The organism is Janthinobacterium darwini, assembly GCF_051380905.1.
Taxonomy (GTDB): Bacteria; Pseudomonadota; Gammaproteobacteria; order Burkholderiales; family Burkholderiaceae_D; genus Janthinobacterium.
In genome coordinates this window covers 44,100-64,948 of the sequence record NZ_JBNYXX010000001.1, presented here as the reverse complement: position 1 = coordinate 64,948, position 20,849 = coordinate 44,100, and the positions used below count along the sequence as shown (strand labels likewise).

The window sequence follows — 20,849 nt, the reverse complement described above, 5'->3', positions numbered from 1 at the left end:
CATGCATATCGAACCGCCTCACGCATCGCTGGGCCAGCTGCACCAGCTTGGCCTGATCACCGCACAGGAACTGGACGAGGCCAATTCGGAACGCAATGTCGCCGCCCATGAGCGCCTGCACCCGCCCGAGGATCCGGTCGACATGCCGGAACTGGCGCAGGACGCCGATCTGGTCAGCACCCTGGGCTGGCTGCTGCTCACCGATCTGCTGCCCAAGAATGACTTCGACAAGCGCGTGGCCAGACTGCCACCCCGGCAACAGGCGCTTGCAGCTGAGGGGGTGCGGCACTACAACCGCCGCGAGGTCGACGCCCTGTACGAACTCGATTTGCTGAACCAGTTCCAGCGCGATGCGGCACACGCGGCGGTGCCAGCCGACCGCATGTTCTATTCAGCTTGGATCGCCATGCGCTGGCTGGTGGTCAACGGCGTCCTGCCGACGCCGCAGTTCGAGGCGCTCGAAGAGCGCGTGCGCACACACGGCAGCGAACTGGCGCGCGAAATCATGCAAGCGGCCAGGCTGCGGCACGGCCACGACATTATTCCTTACAAGCGCCCGCCGGCATGGAAAGGCGCCTTGATCGTGCTGGGCATGATACTGGTGATGTCGGTGATTTACCGCGCCGTCACAGGATGGCTAGCATGAGCAGCGATCCGCGCCTCAAGCCGCTCGGCGAACTCCAGCATCTGGGCCTGATCAACAGTGACGAATACGACGACACGCTGGCCGAGCTGCAAATCATCGAACTGCAGCGAGCGCACAATGCCGCCGAAGACATCGATGTACCCGAACTGGCGATGACTGCGGACCAGGTCAAGACGCTGGCTTGGCTACTGAGCACGGAACTGGTGCCCGAGAACCGTTTTTTCCAGATGCTGCACAAGCTGCCCGTCGGCGACCAGCGCCGGCAACTGGCCACCGCAGCGCTGCAGCAGGTGAACCGCGAGGCGGTCGACACGCTGTACGACGAAAACGTGATCAACCAGTGGCAGCGCGACGCTTTTCATGACTGCTTGCCGGACGACTGCCTGACCGCCTCGCCCGTGGCGGCCTTGCGCCATATGCTGAAACAGGGCACCTTGTCGCAGCAGGATTACCAGACGATGCAAACGCGCGTGCGTTCGCATGGCTCGGCACTGGCACGCGTGATCGTCGACGCCGCCGGCAAACCGCCGACCCGGTATGGCCGGCGCGCAGCGCGCCCCTTGCACGTGATGCTGGTGGCGGCCACGCTGGTGATGCTGATGGTCGTGGCGGTTGCGGGGCAGTTGTGGTTCAAGCGCGAGCAGCCAGCGCCGGCCGCGCAGCCGGCCGACACGGTCGAACGCACGGACTTGCAGCAGCGCGCCGCGGACGTCGTCGAAGGTGCCCGCCAGCCGGGCGCGGATGCGCCCCAGTTCGAGGTGCAGCTGATACAGGGCAAGGCGCCGCCAACCAGGCCCTGAATCCTCGACAGCAAGCCCATCGCCGGTTTTGCTATCACAAAAATCCGTTACAGGGTACAATCCGTCCTTACTTTTTTATTCCGGCCTCGTCGGCCCACGCGATGTCGTCAACTCCCTCTCCTTCGGCCGTCAAGGCGTATTTGCTCGATTTGCAAAGCCGTATCGTGCAGGCGCTCGAAGCGCAGGATGGCAAGCCTTTTCTGACCGATACCTGGCAACGTCCCGAGGGCGGTGGCGGTATTTCGCGGCTGATCGAGGAAGGCAATGTGTTCGAGCGTGGCGGCGTGAATTTTTCGCACGTCACCGGCGCCGCACTGCCGCCATCGGCCGCGGCCGCGCGCCCTGAATTGGGTGGCAAGGCATGGGAAGCAATGGGCGTGTCGCTGGTGCTGCATCCGCGTAATCCCTACGCACCAACGGTGCACATGAACGTGCGCTTTTTCAGCACGGTGAATGCCGATGGCGCCCCCGTATGGTGGTTCGGCGGCGGCATGGACCTGACGCCGTACTACGGCGACGCGGGCGACGTGAAGCACTTTCACCAGGTGTGCCATGATGCGCTGGCGCCGTTTGGCGCGGAGCTGCATCCGAAGTTCAAGCAGTGGTGCGACGATTATTTCTACCTGAAACACCGGCGCGAAGCGCGCGGCGCCGGTGGCATCTTCTTCGACGACTTCAATGCCCTGGGCTTTGACAACAGCTTTGCGATGCTGCGCAGCGCCGGCGATGCCTTCATCGACGCCTATGTGCCGATCCTGGCACGGCGCAAGGACACGCCCTACGGCGAACGCGAACGCGATTTCCAATGCTACCGGCGCGGACGCTATGTCGAGTTCAATCTGGTGTTCGACCGCGGCACCCTGTTCGGGCTGCAATCGGGCGGACGCACCGAGGCGATCCTGATGTCGATGCCGCCCGTGGTCAAGTGGCGTTACGACTGGCACCCGGAAGAGGGCAGTCCCGAAGCGGCGTTGTATACTGACTTCCTCGTGCATCGCGACTGGCTGCAGGCGTGAAGGAAAGTGGTACGGCATGCGTGGCGCTACTCGGTGGCAGCTACGACCCGGTGCATATGGGCCATGTCGCGCTGGGCACGCATTTTTCCTGCCTGCTGCACGCCGATGAACTGCGCGTGATTCCGGCCGGCGCGCCCTGGCAAAAGGGTAACTTGGGCGCCAGCGGCCAGCAGCGCGCCGAGATGGCCAGCCTGGCGTTTGCCGGCCTGCCCCTGCCGGTCGTGGTCGACCGCCAGGAAATCGAGCGCAGCGAACATGGCCAGGCCAGCTACACCATCGATACCTTGCGCCAGGTACGCGCCGAGCTGGGAGCGCGCGCTTCCATCGTTTTCCTGATGGGCGCCGACCAGCTGCAGCGGCTCGCGACTTGGCGCGAATGGCAGCAATTATTTGAATACGCGCATATCTGCGTCGCGGCCCGCCCCGGCTTCGCGCTGAATGACACCGCAGTGCCGCAAGTGGTCGCCGAAGAATTTTCGCGCCGCCTGGGGTCACTGGAAAGCATCCGCAACACGCCGCACGGTCTGACTTATCTGGCACAGGACTTCGCGGTGGATATCTCCGCCACCGAAATACGTGCGGCATTACAACGGGGGAATCGGGCAAACTCGCTTGTTTCCCCGCTAGTGCTAGACTATATTGAACAACACAATTTATACAAAAGCTAAATGGACATCAAAAAACTGCAAACTCTCGTCGTTGACGCCCTTGAAGACGTCAAAGGCCAAGACATCGCCGTATTCGAAACGAGTCACCTGACCAGCCTGTTCGACCGCATCGCGATCGTCTCCGGCACCTCGAACCGTCAAACCAAGGCGCTGGCCGCCTCGGTACGCGACAAGGTCAAGGACGCCGGCGGCCAAATCATCGGCATGGAAGGCGAGGAAACGGGTGAATGGGTGCTCGTCGATCTGGGCGACATGATCGTTCACATCATGCAAGCGCCTATCCGCGCTTACTACCGTCTGGAAGAAATCTGGGGCGACACCCCGGTCAAGCTGGGTGCCGCCAAGCGCGCGCCGAAAAAAGCGGCCGGCGACGAGCCGAAAAAGGTCAGCGGCCATCTGGCAGCGAGCAAGGCCAATGTGGAAGCTTCGCCCGTGATCGAGAAAAAGACACCGGCCAAGAAAGCCACGGCAGCCACCGCCGCCAAGAAAGCCCCGGCGAAAAAAGCCGCCGCTTCCAAAGCCGTCGGCAAGACCGTGAAAGTCGCGCCTACCAAGACCGAAGCAGCTGCAGTGAAAGCCTTGAAAGCACTGCCAGAGAAAAAAGTGCGCGCCCCACGCGCGGCCAAGCCGGCAGCCGATGCTGCACCGGCAAAAACCGTGATCAAGCGTATCAAAAAAGTCGAAGCGTAAGCCTCGATGCAGCTCATCATCGCTGCAGTCGGCCATAAAATGCCGGCCTGGATAGAGACGGGCTTCGCGGAATACGCGAAGCGCATGCCGCCGGAACTGCGCATCGTGCTGAAAGAAATCAAGCCGGTGGAACGTTCCGGCAGCAAGACCGCCGCCACGGCGATGGCGCTGGAACGCGAACGCATCGAAGCCGTCCTGCCCAAGGGCGTGCGCATCATCGCCCTCGACGAACGCGGCAAGGACCTGACCAGCGTAGGTCTGTCGCAGCAATTGATGGCGTGGCAGCAGGATGGCCGTGATACGGCCTTCCTGATCGGCGGCGCCGACGGCCTCGATCCGCAACTCAAGGCGCGTGCTGAAGGCATGCTGCGCATTTCCAGCATGACCCTGCCGCACGGCGTGGTGCGGGTGATCCTTGCCGAGCAGTTGTACCGCGCCTGGTCGATCACGCAAAACCACCCCTACCATCGTGTCTGACCCCCATGAAAACGGCTGATCACAAGATCTACCTTGCTTCCAAAAGTCCGCGCCGGCGCGAACTGCTGCGCCAGATCGGCATCGATTTCGAATTGCTGCTGCTGCGCAGCGACGGCCCGCGCGGCGCCGACGTCACCGAGGAAGTCCTCGCTGGCGAATCGGCGCTCGACTATGTCGCCCGCGTGTCGAATGAAAAAGCCGCCTTTGCCTGGGACCTGGTGCGCCGCCGCCACCTGACCCCGCGTCCCGTGCTGGCGGCCGACACTACCGTCACCATCGACGGCATCATCCTCGGCAAGCCGGCCGACCGCCTTGAGGCCGTGGCCATGCTGCAGCAACTGTCGGGCCGCACGCACCAGGTACTCACCTCGATCGCCGTGCACTACAAGGACTTCGCCGAGCAGCGCACGCAGGTGTCGCAAGTGCGCTTCGGCGCGTTGACGCCCGCCGCCATCGCCGCGTATTGCGCCACGCCAGAACCGTACGACAAGGCCGGCGGCTACGGCATCCAGGGCAGCGCAGCGCTGTTTGTCGAGCATATCGAAGGCAGCCATTCCGGCATCATGGGCCTGCCTCTTTACGAAACTGCACAGTTGCTAAGGCTGGCGGGTTTGCCCCTGCCCTGATCCCGGGTATGATGTCATTCGTTGCCTCCACTCCCCGCCTCCATGAACGAAGACATCCTGATCAATATCACGCCGCAAGAAACGCGCGTCGCCCTCATCCTGCAGGGCGCCGTGCAGGAATTGCACATCGAGCGCACGCTCACGCGCGGCCTGGCTGGCAATGTGTATTCCGGCAAAGTGGTGCGGGTGTTGCCAGGAATGCAATCGGCCTTCATCGACATCGGCCTGGAGCGCGCCGCCTTTTTGCACGTGGCCGACATCTGGGAAGCGCGCGGCCACGATGGCCAGAACGCGACACCGGCGCCGATCGAAAAAATCCTGTTCGACGGCCAGGTGCTGACGGTTCAGGTGATCAAGGACCCGATCGGCACCAAGGGGGCGCGCCTGTCGACGCAGATTTCCATCGCCGGGCGCATGCTGGTGTACCTGCCGCAAGACAAGCACATCGGTATCTCGCAGAAAATCGAAAAGGAAGCGGAGCGCGAGCAATTGCGCGTGCGTCTGCAAAGCCTGCTGCCGCCCGATGAAAAGGGCGGCTACATCGTGCGCACCATGGCCGAGGACGCTTCTGACGCGGACCTGAAGGCGGACGTCGACTACCTGCGCAAGACCTGGAGCACCATCACACACGGCGCGCGCACGCGTCCCGCCACCAGCCTGCTGCACCAGGACTTGAGCCTGGCGCAGCGCGTGCTGCGCGACTTCGTCGGCGATGAAACGGCCACCATCCAGGTCGACTCGCGCGAAAATTATGTGAAATTGCGCGAATTCGCGGAAATCTACACACCCAGCGAACTGACGCGTTTGCAGCACTACACGGGCGAGCGCCCCCTATTCGATTTATATGGCGTGGAAGAAGAAATCCTGCGCGCGCTGGGGCGCAGAGTCGACCTGAAATCGGGCGGCTACCTGATCGTCGACCAGACGGAAGCGATGACCACCATTGACGTCAACACGGGTGGCTTTGTGGGCGGGCGCAATTTTGCCGACACCATCTTCAAGACCAACCTGGAAGCAGCGCACGCCATCGCGCGCCAGCTGCGCCTGCGCAACCTGGGCGGCATCATCATCCTCGACTTCATCGACATGGACAACGCCGAGCACCGCAACGCCGTGCTGGCCGAGCTGAAACGCACACTGTCGCGCGACCGCACCAAGGTGTCGGTGAGCAATTTCTCGCCGCTGGGCCTGGTGGAAATGACGCGCAAGCGCACGCGCGAGTCGCTGGCCCACATCCTGTGCGAACCGTGCCCAGCCTGCGCCGGCAAGGGTCAAGTCAAGACCTCTCGCACGATCTGCTATGAAATCCTGCGCGAACTGTTGCGCGAGGCAAAACAGTTCAACCCGCGCGAGTTCCGCATCCTCGCGTCACAGGAAGTGGTCGATCTATTCCTGGAGGAAGAATCGCAGCACCTGGCCATGCTGGGCGACTTCATCGGCAAGAAGATTTCGCTGCAGGTGGAAAACGCCTACCACCAGGAGCAGTACGACGTCATTTTGATGTAGTCATGCCCGGCACTGCTTCCTTCTGGCGCGACCCGTTTTTACCCCATGTGGAGAGCCGGCGCGCCTGCCACAGCCGGGCGTGCTACAAGCCCCACAGCCATCCCACATTTTCCATCGGCGCCGTCGACGCGGGCGCCAGCGTATTCACGGGCAGCCATGGCCGCCAGAGCGCTCTCAGCGCCGGCAGCCTGGTGCTGGTACCAGCCGGCTGCGTACACGCCTGCAATCCCCTGCCTGACACCCTCTGGAGCTACCAGATGCTGCATCTCGATGCAGTATGGCTACAGGGCAAGGTGCCGCAGCTGTGCATGGACAACGCCAGCGTGCTGCATGCTCCCGTCCTGTACGCGCAATTCTGCAGCATGAATGCGCTGCTGTTTTCCAGCGCCGGCACGCACGCGAAAAACGCCGCACTGCTGGCATTCCTGCACGCTTGCGTCAACGCCAGCGAGACGACGCCCCTTCCCTCCGGGATGGCAGTCATACCTGCACAGCTGCGCCCCGTCCTGCAGCGACTCCAGGGGCAGCCGCCGGCCAGCCTGGAACACCTGTCGCAACTGGCTGGCATGAGCCGCTACCAGCTGATCCGCGCCTTCCGTGCCGCCACCGGCATGACGCCGCATGCGTATCAGCTGAACCTGAGCGTGAACCGCGCGCGCCATCGCTTGCATGCAGGCGTGGCGCTGGCCGATATCGCCTGTGAACTCGGCTTTGCGGATCAGAGCCATCTGCAGCGCGTCTTCAAGGCGCATGCGGGCACCACCCCAGGGCGCTATCGCGGCTGAAGCGCCTGCAATTTTCTTCAATACAGGCTGTAGCCAGCCCCTGCATACTCGCGCATCGCCATTGCCGGAGCCGACTTACATGCAGGATTTCTTCTTTATCGCCGCCGCCCACTTCCTGGCCCTGCTGTCGCCCGGTCCCGATTTTTTCCTCGTCGCCCGCAGCGCGCTGGCGCAGGGCTGGCGCGGCGCGGTGGGCGCCTGTGTCGGCATTACGCTGGCCAATGGTGTGTTTATCGTCGCAGCGTTTGGCGGCTTGTCGGTGCTGCAAGCGGACAGCAAAACCTTTGTTATGGTGCAACTGGCGGGTTGTGGCTATCTTTTCTACCTGGGCTGGCTGTTCCTGCGCCATGCAGGCAAGGGCAGCCTGGAAGCCGTGTCTGCCGCCGGCAAGGCGCACTGGCGCGGCGGTGTTGTGATGGGGTTTGTCTGCGCCATCCTGAACCCGAAGAATGCGCTGTTCTATGTCAGCCTGGCCACCGTGCTGGCCAGCAGGCAGACGAGCCACGGTGCGATGGTGGCGTATGGCGCCTGGATGGTCTTTGCCGTACTGGCGTGGGATATGGCGGTGGCGCTGGCGATCGGCAGCGCCACGCTGCGCCAGCGCTTTGCGCGCGCGCTACCGCTGCTGGAACGGTTATCTGGCGTCATGCTGATCGTGCTGGCGGTGGCGCTGCTGGCGAATATCGCCAGCAGCAGCGTCTGACGGGTCAGGCGGGCAGCGGGTCCAGATAAAACACGGCATACACTTTCAAGGGCGTGGTTTCCGTCGCCTTTTCCGAGCGCACGACGGAGCAGTCGTCGGCGGCCATGCTGCGCCAGTTCTGGATGCCGGCCTTGGCAAACATGGCGTGGGCCGGGGCATTCGCGGCCAGGTCCAGCACCAGGCAGGCGTTGCGCGGGCCGGCGCCGTAGTTGACGGCGCGGATCTCGATGCCGAAGGTCGTCATCCATGGTTCCCACAGGCCTTTTTCCTTGCCAGCGGCAATACGGTCCAGCATTTCGCCAAACGTCAGGCCTTTCTTGACGGTATCGCGCAATGCTTGTAACGACGGCGCCTGGCGCGGGTCAGGCTGCTTGTTGCCGGCGCGGATCTCGGCGATCGCTTTCAATTCCTTGATGATGGCCGCGTCGCGCTCCGTGTAGTCGCGCATGCGTGCGTAAAACTCGGCGTCCAGGAAGGGATTGACGGTCAGCTTGACGGCGCCCTCTTCGCGGCGTTTGGGGGAAGGCGTGGTGGTTTTGGTCATGGCGATGGAGGGCAAAATACGTTGAGGGGCGCCAGTGTACCACCTTGCAGCGGGGCGGCCCCAGGCGTTGCATCAGCCCCTGGGGGCGGCAGTCGATTCACGCACCACCAGTTCGGGTTTCAGGCGCACGTCGAGCACGGGGGAATCGGGCGAATCGATGGTTTGCAGGATCAGCCGGGCCGCTTCCGTGCCGATGCCATGGTGGCGGATGCGGATGGTGGTCAGGGGCGGACGGATCATGTCCATGTAAGGCATGTCGTTGTGGCCCAGCACGGAAATATCTTCGGGGCAGCTCAAACCCAGTTCGCGGATGGCATCGTAGCAGCCGATGGCCACCAGGTCGCTGCCTGTCACCACGGCCGTCGTCTGTGGCGACTGGCGCAGCAGTTCCAGCAGTGCTGCCTTGCCGCATTCGCGTGAATAGCCGCTGCTTTCAAAGACAAACGCCTGCGAAGGATCGAGTTCGCTGGCCTGGATGGCGGCCAGGAAACCCAGGCGGCGCACGTGGCCCGTGGACAGGTTTTCCGGACCGGCAATGTGCGCGATATGGCGGTGGCCCAGCGCCAGCAAGTGCTCCACGGCCAGGCGCATGCCGACCACGTCGTCGCTGACGACGCAGGAAGCGACGCCCGTCTCGTCGCTGCGGTTGACAGTGACGACAGGCACATTCTGGTCGATGCACATCTTGATGACGGGATCGTGGCGGCGCGCCGTGGCCAGGATCAGGCCATCGACCTGCTGCCCCAGCAGCCGGTTGATGACGAACAGCTGCTCTTCCTCATCGGCGCCCACATTGGCGACGATGGCCAGGTAGCCATGCTTGCGCAAGCCTTCCTCGATGCCCAGCAGAATCGGTGGAAACACAGCATTGGTAATGTCGGGCAAGACCACGCCGATGATGCGCGACTTGCGCGTGACGAGCGTAGAGGCGGCGCGGTTGGGCCGGTAGCCGAGCCGGCCCGCCTCGGCAAGCACGCGCGCAGCCACCTCGGCGCTGACCATTTGCCGCGTTGCCGGGTTCATCACGCGCGAGACGGTGGAAAAGTGCACGCCGCTGGCCCGCGCGACGTCACTTAAAGTGGGGTTCTTGTTTGTCATGGGCTTCCCGGATCGCAATACCGTGATTTTATCGTAAAAATTCCCCATTCCGTCAAAAACCGAGCAAACGCTTGCATTGAAATAAAGCCGTTGCCCAAAGCGGTTTTGGGACTCTTAAGCACAATCCAGCCTTGACAGCGTGCAAACGCTTGCATACCATGGCCCGGATTGACCACTCGGGCCCTGTATGCCCTTCCCAGAATTCTTATGTCTACTTCCCACAGCAAGCACGCCGACCAGAACGGCGAAACCTTCAACCTGAAAGAAGCCGCCCTCGCCTATCACGCCGAACCCCGCGCAGGCAAGATTTCCGTCACGCCAACCAAACCGCTGGGCGACGCCCGCGCCCTGACCCTGGCGTACTCGCCGGGCGTGGCCTTCGCCTGCGAAGCCATCGTGGAAGATCCGCGCACGGCCGGCATCTACACCTCGCGCAGCAACCTGGTGGCCGTGATCACGAATGGCACGGCGGTGCTGGGCCTGGGCGATATCGGCCCGCTGGCCAGCAAACCGGTCATGGAAGGCAAGGCTTGCCTGTTCAAGCAATTTGCCGACGTCGATGTGTTCGACATCGAACTGGCCGAGAACGATCCCGACCTGTTCATCGACACCGTGGTGCGCATGGAGCCGACCTTCGGCGGCATCAACCTGGAAGACATCAAGGCGCCGGACTGCTTCTATATCGAGCAGCAATTGCGCAAGCGCATGAACATTCCCGTCTTCCACGACGACCAGCACGGCACGGCCATCATCGTCGCGGCCGGCATCCTGAACGGCCTGGAGCTGGTGGGCAAGGATATCGGCAACGTGAAAGTGGCCGTCTCGGGCGCCGGCGCCGCCTCGATCGCCTGCCTCGACTTGCTCGTCTCGCTGGGCCTGAACAAGTCGCTGCTGAAGGTATGCGACAGCCAGGGCGTGATCTACCCGGGCCGCGATGCCAGCATGGAAGAGAACAAGGCGCGCTACGCGAATGACACGAGCGACCGTGACCTGGCCGATGCCATGGTCGGTGCCGACATCTTCATCGGCGTCTCGAAGGGCGGCGTGGTGAGCGCGCAGATGGTCGAATCGATGGCCGCCAAGCCGCTGATTTTCGCCCTGGCCAACCCCCATCCGGAAATCGCCCCGGAAAAAGTGCATGCCGTGCGCGACGACGCCATCGTCGCCACGGGCCGCTCGGATTACCCGAACCAGATCAACAACGTGCTGTGCTTCCCGTACATCTTCCGCGGCGCGCTCGACGTGGGCGCCACCACCATCAACGAAGAGATGAAGCTGGCCTGCGTGCGCGCCATCGCCGCGCTGGCAAAAGAACCGTTGCCGGGCCACACCACCAGCGCGCTGACGCCGCTGCAACTGATTCCGTCGCCGTTCGACGAGCGTCTGCGCAGCTGGGTCGCGCCTGCCGTATCGCAAGCGGCCATCGCCACCGGCGTGGCTACCCGCGTACCGGCCAGCGCCTGATACGCATGACAGGCCTGCCGGCCTTGGCAAATTAACGGCAAGTTACCATTGCTTACAAAAAAAACCATGGCTAAAAACCATGGTTTTTTTCATTTTTGCCCTTGAAACCGCCTAAATAGCTATACGGAAGCATATTTCTCAGGGGCGTTCCTGCCAGTGCCTTCGATTACAATGATGCCTACTTTATGTTGCTACATTTGCCAGGATGGCGATGATGTGCGTTACCAAGGATTTTCATGCTCGGCCTGACTTCTGTTTCTGTTTTTCTTTTCTTGGCATTGGCGCTGGCTGTCAATAGCGGATATTCATTCGGAGCCCTGACCCTTCTGCTCGCCAGCACCTTCCTGCTATGGAAACGTCCCCGCCTGAATCTGCAACGCCAGGATTATCTGATGCTCGGCGCCCTGCTGCTGTACTTCCTCATCTTTTCCGCCAATATGCTGTACCACGGCGATCCGGCACGCGAACTCGACATGCCCCTGCGGGCGCTGCTGGCTATACCCGTACTGCTGCTGCTGATTGCCTATCCACCGCGGCCTGAGGCGTGGTGGGGCGGTTTGGCAATCGGCGCTATCGCGGGCGCCGCCTTGGCTGCCACACAATATATCCCAAGCAGCCCCTTCCGGCCACAGGCCGCCACCAGCAATGCTATTCACTATGGCAATGTCAGCATGCTGTTTGGCATGTTATCGTTATGTGGGCTCGAATGGGCCATCAAACAGCGCCACCGAATCGCCTGGAGCGTATTAGTGCTGGCCGGCGGCCTTATCGGAATTTTCGGCTCCGTTATCAGCGGCAGCCGCGGCGGCTGGCTGGCGCTGCCCGTCTGTGGATGCATATTTGTCGTCCACTATGCGAGAACACGCGGCAAGCACTATATGACTGGGCTGGTGGCGGTGCTACTGGCCGTGGCCGTACTGTCTTACGCAGTGCCCAATTCACCTGTGCTTGAGCGAGCGGCAGATGCCGTAGAAGATTTGAAAAAATTTGAAGACAGCGACAACGTCAGCACGTCCGTCGGCCAAAGGCTGGAAATGTGGCGTACCGCACTCACTTTATCAAATGACCATATATGGCTAGGCATGGGGCGTAACGGCTACTTAGAGGCAAAGCAAGAGCTGTCGGCCGAAGGAAAAATGAGCGAGATCGTCCTGAATTACACCAATGCGCATAACGATTACATCGACTCCCTGGTCAAGCGTGGCATCTTCGGCTTGCTGGCCCTGCTGCTGCTTTTCCTGCTGCCGTTGACCCTGTTTGCGCAGGCACTGCTGCGCAGCGCCGCTGCAGCCCGCCCATTTGCGCTGGCTGGCGTGATGCTGTGCACTTGCTATATGATTTTTGGCCTGACGACGAGTTCGCTCACCCTGAACATCGGCATCATCATGCTGGTCTTCCCGATGGTGATATTGTGGTCTCTGCTGCGCCATCAAAAGCGCATGAGCTGATTCGTTTTCCGTCTGACCGTTTTTGCTATCCCCTGCAAGGAATCATACCGATGCTCACGCCCGACCTGAAGCGCCTCACCGCGCTGCACGCGCCGTATAAAAAACATCTGGCCCTGGCTCTGCTGGCAATGGTCGTCACGGCCGCCACGGAGCCACTGTTGCCGTATGCGCTCAAGTTATTGCTCGACAATGGCTTCGGTGGCAAGGTCGATTTTTCCTTCTGGCTGGTGCCGCTGATCGTCATCGGTATCTTTGCCATGCGCGGCGCATCGACGTTTGCCAGCAGTTACCTGATGAGCTATGTCTCCACACGCATCCTCAACGAGTTGCGGCGCAGGATGTTTGCCAGCATGCTGAACTTGCCCATCGACTTCTACAACACGCATACGGTTGGCAAAGTCATCAATTCCATCATGTTTGAAGTGCAGCAGATCATTGAGATGGTGACCAAGGTGTTTACCTCGATCGTGCGCTCCTCGCTGACCGTACTGGGACTGCTGGCGTGGCTGCTGTACCTGAACTGGGTGCTGACCCTGGTCACCCTGGTGCTGCTGCCTCTGCTGACCATCGTCGTGCGCACCACGGGCAAGCGCCTGAAAAAACTCAACCGCGACTCGCTGGCCGTCAATGCCGAGCTGACCCAGGTCATCGAGGAAACCACGCGCGCGCAACAGGTGATCAAGATCTTCGGCGGCCAGGACTACGAAAAGGCGCGCTTCGAAGAGCGCGCCGAACAATTGCGACGCTACAGCATGCGCATGACGACGACCTTTTCCGCCACCGTGCCCATCACGCAAGTGATCACGGCAGCCGCCGTGGCCCTGGTCATCGTGATGGCGCTGCTCCAGTCGGAACAGGGGCAAATCACGGTCGGTGGTTTTGTTTCCTTCATCACGGCCATGCTGATGCTGCTGACGCCCTTGAAGCAACTGGCCGAAGTCAACGGGCCCCTGCAGCGCGGCATGGCCGCCGCCGAGGAAGTCTTCCAGCTGATTGACAAGACACCGGAACGCACGGGCGGCAAGCCGCTCGCTGGCCGCTGCAACGGCAACATCGAATTCAAGGACGTGAGCTTTGCCTACCCCGGACATCAGGAGCCGGCCCTGCGACACATCGATCTGAGCATCGCGCCAGGACAAACGGTCGCCTTTGTCGGCATGTCCGGTGGCGGCAAATCGACCCTGGTCAGCCTGCTGCCCGGTTTTTACTCGGCCAGCAGTGGTGAAATATTGCTAGATGAACAAAATATCGACACCATCTCCCTGACGAGCTTGCGCAGCCAGATCGCCATGGTCAGTCAGCAGGTGGTGTTGTTCGACGATACCCTGGCCGCCAATATCGCGTATGGCGATGCATCCCCTGACCGGCAGCGGGTCGAAGCGGCCGCTGCCGCCGCCTTCCTGTCTGACGTTATCGATGGCTTGCCAGAAGGCCTGGAAACGCGCCTGGGCGACAACGGCTCGCGCCTGTCCGGTGGCCAGCGCCAGCGCGTGGCGATCGCCCGCGCCATCTACAAGGATGCGCCCATCCTGATTCTCGATGAAGCCACCTCGGCACTGGATACGGAGGCGGAACGGGCCGTACAAGCGGCGCTGGAGCACCTGATGCAAGGTAAAACCACCCTGGTTATTGCTCATAGGCTATCAACAATTGAACGTGCGGACCGTATCGTGGTATTGTCACACGGGAAAATAATGGAAACCGGCAGTCACCAGCAATTATTGGATGCCAACGGCGCGTATGCCAATCTGCACCGCCTGCAATTTTCCCAGCAAGTGCTTTGACACCATCGAATGAATACCTGAAATCGTACTGATACATGACGCCTTTGATTCCCGCCGAACTTCTACAAAAGTCGGACAAAATTCTTTTCATCGCCCATCTGGCGCTGGGAGACTTTACCTACCTGCAGAACGGCTTCCGCGCCTTTGCCGCGGCCTATCCCCATATTCAGATCCACCTGTGGGTCGACGAAGTCCGCCGCACGTCCGACGCCAGGCAATGGGAAGGCTTGCGTACCTATTCGCTATACGACTGGGTCGAACAGTCGGGCCTGTTCGCCAAGGTGTACCGCAAGACCTACAGCCCCGCGCTGTACGAAGAGTCACTGCGCGAAGCCAAAGCGGAACACTATCCTGTCGTCGTATCATTGGCCCACGTACGGCCACAGCAGTACGCGGATCTTGCCCGCGAGATCAGCCCGAACGGGCTGGTGATCGGCACGCGCAAACCGTTCAGCCCCTTGCGCCCCTGGCATTACCTGGCCTACCGCAAGATCGATGCCGTGCTGGCCTCGTATGCGGGACAGGATGCGGGTGAGCACCATATCAGCAGCGTGTATGCGGACTGGTTCCGTCAATTGACGGGACTCGACATTCCCGTGGCCGAGCGCTATCCCTTCGTGCACATCCCCGAGTTCGCGTTGCAACAGGCGCGGGAACAGCTGAGCGCCTGGGGCTTCGCCCCGCGCCACGGTCCGCTCGTACTCCTGAATCCGTTCGCCAAATCGCACAAGCGCAGCTGGCCGCTGGAGCGCATCGCCGAGATGATCGCACGCATGCAAACGATGCCCAAATGGCAAAACGCCTGCTTCCTGATCAATGCCATGCCGCAGGAACTGGCCAAGGTGAATGCCGTCGTGCAGGCGCACAACTTGCCGCGCACGCAAGCCTTCAGTGCCGTCGACAACTTTTTCCAGCTGCCGGCGATGCTGGCGCAATGCGACCTGATTATCTCGGTGGAAACGTCGATCATGCATCTGGCGAACGCCGTGCATGTGCCCGTGGTGGCATTGATGCGCAAGAAAAATCCCGAATGGGCTCCCTTCGACAGCGGCAACAGCACCGTCATCACGGTGGCGCGGCGCAGCGAGTGGGTCAAGGCGATATCAGTCGATCAGGTATTGAAAACCATCACCTAGATAATTGCTAACGCTTAGCCGGTGCCCAGCATGCTGATGCGCACCAGGTCGGCCACATTATCGACCCCCAGCTTGTCCATCAGGCGCGCCTTGTGCACTTCCACCGTGCGCACGGAAATACCCAGCACCGGTGCGATATCGCGGTTGTGCTGGCCCGTCACCACCAGGTGCATCACTTCCCGCTCACGCGGCGTCAACGCGCGCAGCAAGGCTTGCCCCGCCGCTTGCCGCTGCAACTGGCCGCGCGCATGTGCCTCGCGCGAAAATGCTTCCTCGATGGCTGCCAACAACTTGTCGTGGTCAAATGGTTTTTCCAGGAAATCGCTGGCCTGTGCCTTGAAGGCCTGACGTGCCAGGGCCACGTCGCCGTGTCCCGTGATAATGATGATGGGCAGCATGCATTTGAGCTCCAGCAGGCGGCGCTGCAGGCTCAGACCATCCATGCCCGACATGCGGATATCGATCAGCAGACAGCCGGCCCACTCTGGCCGCCAGCTTTGCAGGAAATCCTCGCCGCAGGAAAACAGGGCCGTACGATAGCCGCGTATACCCAACAGCAAACCCAGCGCATCGCGCACGGCGGGATCGTCGTCCACGATAAACACCGTCAAGTTACTTGTCACCATGTTCTCCTGTCGCGGCCGCACTGGCACGCGCCAGGGGCAGGATAAAACGAAAAATACCATGCCTGCCCACTTCGGCCCAGAGCTGGCCGCCATGCGCTTCGACTATGGTGCGGCTGAGTACCAGGCCCAACCCCAGGCCGCTGGCCTTGGTCGAGACAAAGGGTTCGAACAGGCGTGCCGCCAGGCTATTGGAAATACCGGGGCCGCTATCTTCCACGGACAGGCGCAAGCGTCCGCCCTCGAGCCGCTCGGCCGACACCGTGATGCGGCGCTGGCCACGCGGCTGGCACATCACCGCATCCTGCGCATTGGCCAGCAAATTACGCAGTACCAGCTCGATTTGCAGGCGATCGGCATTGACCGCCAGCGGCGACGGCGGCGCCAGCACTAGCTCGATGCCATGCTCATGAAACAGCGGCGTGAACTGGCGTGCCATGCCCTCGATCAAGGCGCCCGCCTCCACCGCTTCGAGTTGCATCGCGCCCGTGCGGAAAAAGTCGCGCAGGCGACGCACCACATCCGCGGCGCGTCCCGATTCAACAATCATATGCCCTACCGCACCTTGCAGCAAGGCACCAGTCTCCCCCCGTTCCAGCAGGTATTCACACGCCTTGCCATAGGTGGACAAGGCCGTCAGCGGCTGGTTCAGCTCATGCGCGATCGCCGCTGCCATCTCGCCGGCGGCCGCCAGGCGCATCGTGTGTTTCAGTTCGTCGGCCACCTGGCGCATTTCATCGACGACGATGCCGATAAAAAATCCCACCAGCGCCAGCACGGCATCGAGCAGTTGCAATTCATAAAACTGGATATCGACCGCATGCGTCCATTTCACCAGGGTGATGATGCATAACTGCAATACAAATACAGCCAGCACGGCACCATGCAAGCCCTGACGCGAGGCGGCCCAGATCACGGGGAGAAACAGGAAATAGAAATGCTTGTATTCGGAACGCACGATGGAACCGAAGACGCTCCACAGCACAAAGCAGGCCAGGGCCAGATAAGCCAGGGTTTCCCAGCGCCAGACGGCAGCATGCAGGCGCTCCCGCCCCCGCTCGCTGAACAGCACCCAGATCAGCGGCATCGATACCAGCATGCCTACCGTGTCGCCGATGCCGAAACGCCATACTGCCGTCCCCCATTCGCCGGCCGGGATACGCCCCGTCAGCGACAGCAAGGAGATATAGCCCAGCGCATTGAGCACGGTGCCCATCAGCACGACGGCGACCCAGGTGCCCAGGCGGCTCCGGTTGTCGAAGATATCGCTGCTGCTGAAACTGCGGCGCAAGACTGCGCCGATAGCACCATAGCCAAGCACCAGCCAGGCCGAACAGAGCAAAGTCAGGGGCAGACCTGCCGGCATGCCGCGCACCAGCACCTCGCCAGCCAGCAAGGCGACAAACCACGGCAGCGCCGCCTTGCGGCCATGGATCAACCAAAACACCAGACCCAGCGCGGGATCGGGATTCCAAGGGGTGATGTTCAGCCCGTACATCGGGTCGATATAGGTCGCCCAGTCAAACAGCAGATACAGGCCGACAAAGGCGGGGTATTGCAGGTAGCGGGACAGGAATGGGCGCATAACGGTGTTTTTTGACTGTCCTGCATTATGCATCGCAGGCGTGCGCCACGCCATGCCATCTTGCGTTATGTGCACATATCTTCATGCCATATCACGAAGTCCGCCAGTACACTCAGGCATCGGCCAAGGGCAAACGGACCTCCACCAGCAAGCCCAGGCCGCCATTACCGCTATGCAGCTGAATCGTGCCGCCGTGCAGGCGCACGACAGAAGCGACGATGGACAAGCCCAGGCCGCTGCCCGCCTGCGCCTGCTGCGGGGCGCGGAAAAAGCGGTCGAACACGCGCGCATACAGCGCCGGCGCGATACCCGGTCCCTGATCGGCCACATGCAGCACGGCCTGGCCCCGCTCCGCATGCAGCGACACCGTCACGCTGCTGCCAGGCGGGCTGTACTTGATGGCGTTTTCCACCAGGTTGTCGATCAGCGACACCAGGCTCTCGCGCTGTCCGGGTACGCTGAGCGAGACGCTGGCTTGCAACTCGAGCTCGATACCGCCAGCCTGAGCCAGGCCGGACAGGGCCGCCAACCGGTCTTGCAGCAAACTATCGAGCGCCTGCCGCTGCGGCAGCTCGCCAGCGCCAGCCTGCACTTCGCTGCGCGTCAGCTGCAGCAACTGGCCCACCAGACGCGCGGCACGGTTGCCACTGTTCAAGATACCGTCCAGCAACTCTTGCTGGCGTGCGTCATGCGCCTGGCCCTGCAATGCCTCGACATTCACGCGCATGGCCGCCAGCGGCGTGCGCAGCTCATGCGTAGCGTCGGCGATGAAGCTGCGTTCACGCGCGGCACTGGCATCGACCCGCTGCAGCAGGGCATTGATATTGTCGACCAGTCCCGCCAGTTCGCCATGCGGCGGCTTGAACGCCAGCGGACGCAAATCCTGCGGCCCGCGCGCCGCTACCTCCTGCGCCACCTTGCGCCAGGGGCGCATGGCAAGGCGGATCGACAGCCAGGCCGGCACCAGCAAGAATGGCAGGCTGATCAATAGCGGCAGCAGGTAGTAGCCGTGTGAATTGATCGTGATGAAAAACTGCCAGGCCCCGCCCACTTCCAGTACCGTCACACGCGTAGTCCCCTCGGTCAGGCTGCGGCTGCGCCAGGCCTGCCCCTTGATGTAGATCACTTCCATCTGGTCGGGGCCGGCGCTGCGGATACCGCTGGGCGCTGCGGGGGCCTTGTAGACCAGCTTGCCATCGCGCCAGACCAGGATGCGCGGCGCCAGCTCCGGCACTTTCCCCATTTCAAACTCTTCGCGCAAGGCTTCGTCGATCGCGCGCAAGCTCTGCTCCTGGCGCTGCGGCTGTTCGGCCAAATTGTCGGCCACGCTGATAATGGCGTGCAAGACACCCCGACTCACGTTGCTCGCTTCACCCGTTCCCTCGAACAGCACATAAGCCACGGCCAGGCTCCACAGCACGGTCAGCATCAGCATTTGCGCCATCATCAGGCGGCGCACCAGGGTAGGCCGGCGCAGCATGACCCAGAAACGCCCCATCATGCGGCGGCACCCGGCGGAGTGAATGTCTCGCCTTGCTGATCGATGACATAGCCAACGCCGCGCACGGTACGGATATAACCTTCGCCTATCTTGCGGCGCAGGTTACCCATATGCACATCCAGTGTATTACTGGCATTGGCCAACCCGCCGGGCAGGATATGCTCCTCCAGCACGCGGCGCGTGATGACTCTGTTGGCGCGCATCAGCAAGGTCTTCAGCAAGGCATATTCACTGGCGGTCAGCTCCACCGGACGCCCATGCACGCTGACGCGGCGCGTGGGCACCTGCAGCAGCAGACCGCGCAACTCGATGGTGTCGCCATCGAAGCCATAGCTACGGCGCGCCAGGGCACGCACGCGCGACAGCAGCTCGGCCAGCACGAAGGGCTTCACCAGGTAATCGTCGGCACCGCCATCGAGGCCCCGCAAGCGCTGTTCCAGCGTGTCGCGGGCGCTGAGGATCAGCACCGGCAAGCGGGCCGCGCGCAGCCGAGCCAGCAAATCGAGGCCATCACCATCCGGCAAGCCCAGGTCCAGCAACACCAGCTCGCAGCTGTCGTGCTCGATGCTGCGCGCCGCATCCTCCAGGCTGCGCACCCAGACCACTTGCATGCCCTGGTCGCGCAAGGCGATCCGCACGCCATTGCCCAGGTCCATATCGTCTTCAATCAGCAGTATCTTCATGGTGAGTATTAAACCATCACAAGCTGAAGAATGGGTAAAGACGCGCTCTTCATGCAATCTTAATAAAGGGCTCATTTTTCCTTCATGGCACAGGCCGATACTGTCAGCAGTCAATCGAGCCACTCCGGACTCGGTTCTCCACCTGACGGAAAACCCATGCACGCACCCACAACCCTGCTGACCTCGCTGGCACTTGCCAGCGGCATGATCTTCAACCCCCTGGCCGCCGTGGCGGCCGAACCGCCGGCGGAAAATGTCTTCACCATCGGTGGCGGCGTCGCCGCAGTATCCAGCTATTCCGGCTCCGACAAGCTGTCGGCCTCGCCGCTGATCATCCTCGACTACGCCATGGCCAATGGCCTGTTCATCAGCACCTCGCGCGGCATCGGCTATGGCGGCCAGGCCGGCCCCTTCAGCTATAGCGCTGCATTGGGCTACCGCGGCAACCGCGAAGACCACAAGCGCAATGGCGCCAACGGCTGGGGCGGCAGCGATTATCTGAAGGGCATGGGAGAGGTCAAGGGCAACGCCAGCGCCCTGCTCAGCGCGGGTTATTCTCCATTGCCGGGCCTGTCGCTGAGCATTTCAAGCGACATTCCCCTGTCGAATCGCGAAAATGGCGCGAACGTGCATTTCGGCGCGACAGGCCAGATCTACGGCCGCGCCGATGCCAAGGGCGTGCAGCAGGACAGTGTGAGCATCAGTGGCGAGCTGGGCTGGGGCGAACGCAAGTATGTGCAGACCATGTATGGCGTAACAGCCACCCAGGCCGCGAATACCTCGTTCAAGCAATACACGCCCAAGGGCGGGTTCTATGAAGCGCAGGCCACCGTCAACTGGGAGCACCGCTTCGATGCGCGCTGGGGCATCAATACCCTGGTCGGCGTCGAACACCGCATGGGCGACGCAGCCAAGAGCCCCATCGTGCAACGCAAGACGGCGCCGATTGGTGCCGTATATGTCACCTACCGCTATTAAAACAGGGCAGGCATAAGGGAAACACGTACGCTGTTTCGCCAATTTACAGGGGGTGAGGGCATGGATAAGATGATACGGTTTTCCTGCC

Annotated in this window: 20 protein-coding genes and 1 pseudogene; 15 read left to right on the top strand and 6 right to left on the bottom strand. The window is 61.9% G+C overall.

Annotated elements, in window-relative coordinates:
* Position 1 precedes the first annotated feature (1 nt).
* From ACQ4WZ_RS00325 to ACQ4WZ_RS00280, 10 genes are all read left to right on the top strand, one after another.
* Positions 2 to 646, top strand: a complete 645-nt coding sequence (locus tag ACQ4WZ_RS00325; RefSeq protein ID WP_436572300.1) for a hypothetical protein — start codon at positions 2 to 4, stop codon at positions 644 to 646.
* Positions 643 to 1,446 carry a hypothetical protein gene (locus ACQ4WZ_RS00320; protein ID WP_436572299.1) on the top strand — a complete coding sequence of 268 codons (804 nt, stop codon included), beginning with the start codon at positions 643 to 645 and terminating at the stop codon, positions 1,444 to 1,446. Before ACQ4WZ_RS00325 ends, ACQ4WZ_RS00320 begins: the two co-directional genes overlap by 4 nt.
* A gap of 101 nt (positions 1,447 to 1,547) precedes the next feature.
* Positions 1,548 to 2,462 (top strand): oxygen-dependent coproporphyrinogen oxidase, encoded by a 915-nt coding sequence (gene hemF / locus ACQ4WZ_RS00315; protein WP_101482605.1) that lies wholly within the window; start codon positions 1,548 to 1,550, stop codon positions 2,460 to 2,462.
* Positions 2,459 to 3,130 carry a nicotinate (nicotinamide) nucleotide adenylyltransferase gene (nadD, locus tag ACQ4WZ_RS00310; protein ID WP_279587384.1) on the top strand — a complete coding sequence of 224 codons (672 nt, stop codon included), beginning with the start codon at positions 2,459 to 2,461 and terminating at the stop codon, positions 3,128 to 3,130. Before hemF ends, nadD begins: the two co-directional genes overlap by 4 nt.
* Positions 3,131 to 3,820 carry a ribosome silencing factor gene (gene rsfS / locus ACQ4WZ_RS00305; RefSeq protein ID WP_101482607.1) on the top strand — a complete coding sequence of 230 codons (690 nt, stop codon included), beginning with the start codon at positions 3,131 to 3,133 and terminating at the stop codon, positions 3,818 to 3,820.
* Positions 3,821 to 3,826: 6 nt separating this feature from the next.
* Positions 3,827 to 4,297: a 23S rRNA (pseudouridine(1915)-N(3))-methyltransferase RlmH gene (gene rlmH, locus ACQ4WZ_RS00300; RefSeq protein ID WP_034747108.1), complete on the top strand. Its 471-nt coding sequence runs from the start codon at positions 3,827 to 3,829 to the stop codon at positions 4,295 to 4,297.
* Positions 4,298 to 4,302: 5 nt separating this feature from the next.
* Positions 4,303 to 4,923 carry a Maf family protein gene (locus ACQ4WZ_RS00295; protein WP_436572298.1) on the top strand — a complete coding sequence of 207 codons (621 nt, stop codon included), beginning with the start codon at positions 4,303 to 4,305 and terminating at the stop codon, positions 4,921 to 4,923.
* A gap of 42 nt (positions 4,924 to 4,965) precedes the next feature.
* Complete coding sequence (gene rng, locus ACQ4WZ_RS00290) at positions 4,966 to 6,429, top strand: ribonuclease G (RefSeq protein WP_034747098.1); 1,464 nt, start codon at positions 4,966 to 4,968, stop codon at positions 6,427 to 6,429.
* A gap of 2 nt (positions 6,430 to 6,431) precedes the next feature.
* Positions 6,432 to 7,214 (top strand): AraC family transcriptional regulator, encoded by a 783-nt coding sequence (locus ACQ4WZ_RS00285; RefSeq protein ID WP_101482609.1) that lies wholly within the window; start codon positions 6,432 to 6,434, stop codon positions 7,212 to 7,214.
* Between the two features lie 79 nt (positions 7,215 to 7,293).
* A complete protein-coding gene (locus ACQ4WZ_RS00280; RefSeq protein WP_101482610.1) occupies positions 7,294 to 7,917 on the top strand; it encodes a LysE family translocator in 624 nt (207 codons plus the stop codon).
* Between the two features lie 4 nt (positions 7,918 to 7,921).
* Here ACQ4WZ_RS00280 and ACQ4WZ_RS00275 read toward each other — a convergent pair whose 3' ends face one another.
* Both ACQ4WZ_RS00275 and ACQ4WZ_RS00270 read right to left on the bottom strand, forming a co-directional pair.
* Positions 7,922 to 8,461 (bottom strand): hypothetical protein, encoded by a 540-nt coding sequence (locus ACQ4WZ_RS00275; RefSeq protein WP_436572297.1) that lies wholly within the window; start codon positions 8,459 to 8,461, stop codon positions 7,922 to 7,924.
* 72 nt (positions 8,462 to 8,533) lie between these two features.
* Positions 8,534 to 9,559, bottom strand: a complete 1,026-nt coding sequence (locus tag ACQ4WZ_RS00270; RefSeq protein WP_133989482.1) for a LacI family DNA-binding transcriptional regulator — start codon at positions 9,557 to 9,559, stop codon at positions 8,534 to 8,536.
* Positions 9,560 to 9,766: 207 nt separating this feature from the next.
* On the opposite strand from ACQ4WZ_RS00270, the pseudogene ACQ4WZ_RS00265 reads away from it, so the two are divergent.
* The 4 genes and pseudogenes from ACQ4WZ_RS00265 to ACQ4WZ_RS00250 form a co-directional block, all read left to right on the top strand.
* Positions 9,767 to 11,005 (top strand): annotated as a pseudogene (locus tag ACQ4WZ_RS00265) (malic enzyme-like NAD(P)-binding protein); the annotation flags it as partial.
* Positions 11,006 to 11,259: 254 nt separating this feature from the next.
* Positions 11,260 to 12,471 carry an O-antigen ligase family protein gene (locus ACQ4WZ_RS00260; protein WP_436572296.1) on the top strand — a complete coding sequence of 404 codons (1,212 nt, stop codon included), beginning with the start codon at positions 11,260 to 11,262 and terminating at the stop codon, positions 12,469 to 12,471.
* A 50-nt stretch (positions 12,472 to 12,521) separates the two neighbouring features.
* On the top strand, positions 12,522 to 14,255 hold the full coding sequence (gene msbA / locus ACQ4WZ_RS00255) for a lipid A export permease/ATP-binding protein MsbA (RefSeq protein ID WP_101482615.1): 1,734 nt from the start codon (positions 12,522 to 12,524) through the stop codon (positions 14,253 to 14,255).
* Positions 14,256 to 14,290: 35 nt separating this feature from the next.
* The gene (locus ACQ4WZ_RS00250) at positions 14,291 to 15,391 is read left to right on the top strand and encodes a glycosyltransferase family 9 protein (protein ID WP_436572295.1); all 1,101 of its coding nucleotides are present in this window, start codon (positions 14,291 to 14,293) and stop codon (positions 15,389 to 15,391) included.
* A gap of 14 nt (positions 15,392 to 15,405) precedes the next feature.
* Here ACQ4WZ_RS00250 and ACQ4WZ_RS00245 read toward each other — a convergent pair whose 3' ends face one another.
* From ACQ4WZ_RS00245 to ACQ4WZ_RS00230, 4 genes are all read right to left on the bottom strand, one after another.
* The gene (locus tag ACQ4WZ_RS00245) at positions 15,406 to 16,017 is read right to left on the bottom strand and encodes a response regulator transcription factor (RefSeq protein WP_133989476.1); all 612 of its coding nucleotides are present in this window, start codon (positions 16,015 to 16,017) and stop codon (positions 15,406 to 15,408) included.
* Positions 16,004 to 17,599 carry an ATP-binding protein gene (locus ACQ4WZ_RS00240; protein ID WP_436572294.1) on the bottom strand — a complete coding sequence of 532 codons (1,596 nt, stop codon included), beginning with the start codon at positions 17,597 to 17,599 and terminating at the stop codon, positions 16,004 to 16,006. The genes ACQ4WZ_RS00245 and ACQ4WZ_RS00240 overlap by 14 nt, the downstream gene beginning before the upstream one ends.
* Before the next feature lie 112 nt (positions 17,600 to 17,711).
* Positions 17,712 to 19,100: an ATP-binding protein gene (locus tag ACQ4WZ_RS00235; protein ID WP_436572293.1), complete on the bottom strand. Its 1,389-nt coding sequence runs from the start codon at positions 19,098 to 19,100 to the stop codon at positions 17,712 to 17,714.
* Positions 19,097 to 19,783 (bottom strand): response regulator, encoded by a 687-nt coding sequence (locus tag ACQ4WZ_RS00230; RefSeq protein WP_101482620.1) that lies wholly within the window; start codon positions 19,781 to 19,783, stop codon positions 19,097 to 19,099. Before ACQ4WZ_RS00230 ends, ACQ4WZ_RS00235 begins: the two co-directional genes overlap by 4 nt.
* Before the next feature lie 156 nt (positions 19,784 to 19,939).
* Here ACQ4WZ_RS00230 and ACQ4WZ_RS00225 point away from each other — a divergent pair, with 156 nt between their 5' ends.
* On the top strand, positions 19,940 to 20,761 hold the full coding sequence (locus ACQ4WZ_RS00225) for a MipA/OmpV family protein (protein WP_166674698.1): 822 nt from the start codon (positions 19,940 to 19,942) through the stop codon (positions 20,759 to 20,761).
* Positions 20,762 to 20,849: the final 88 nt, after the last annotated feature.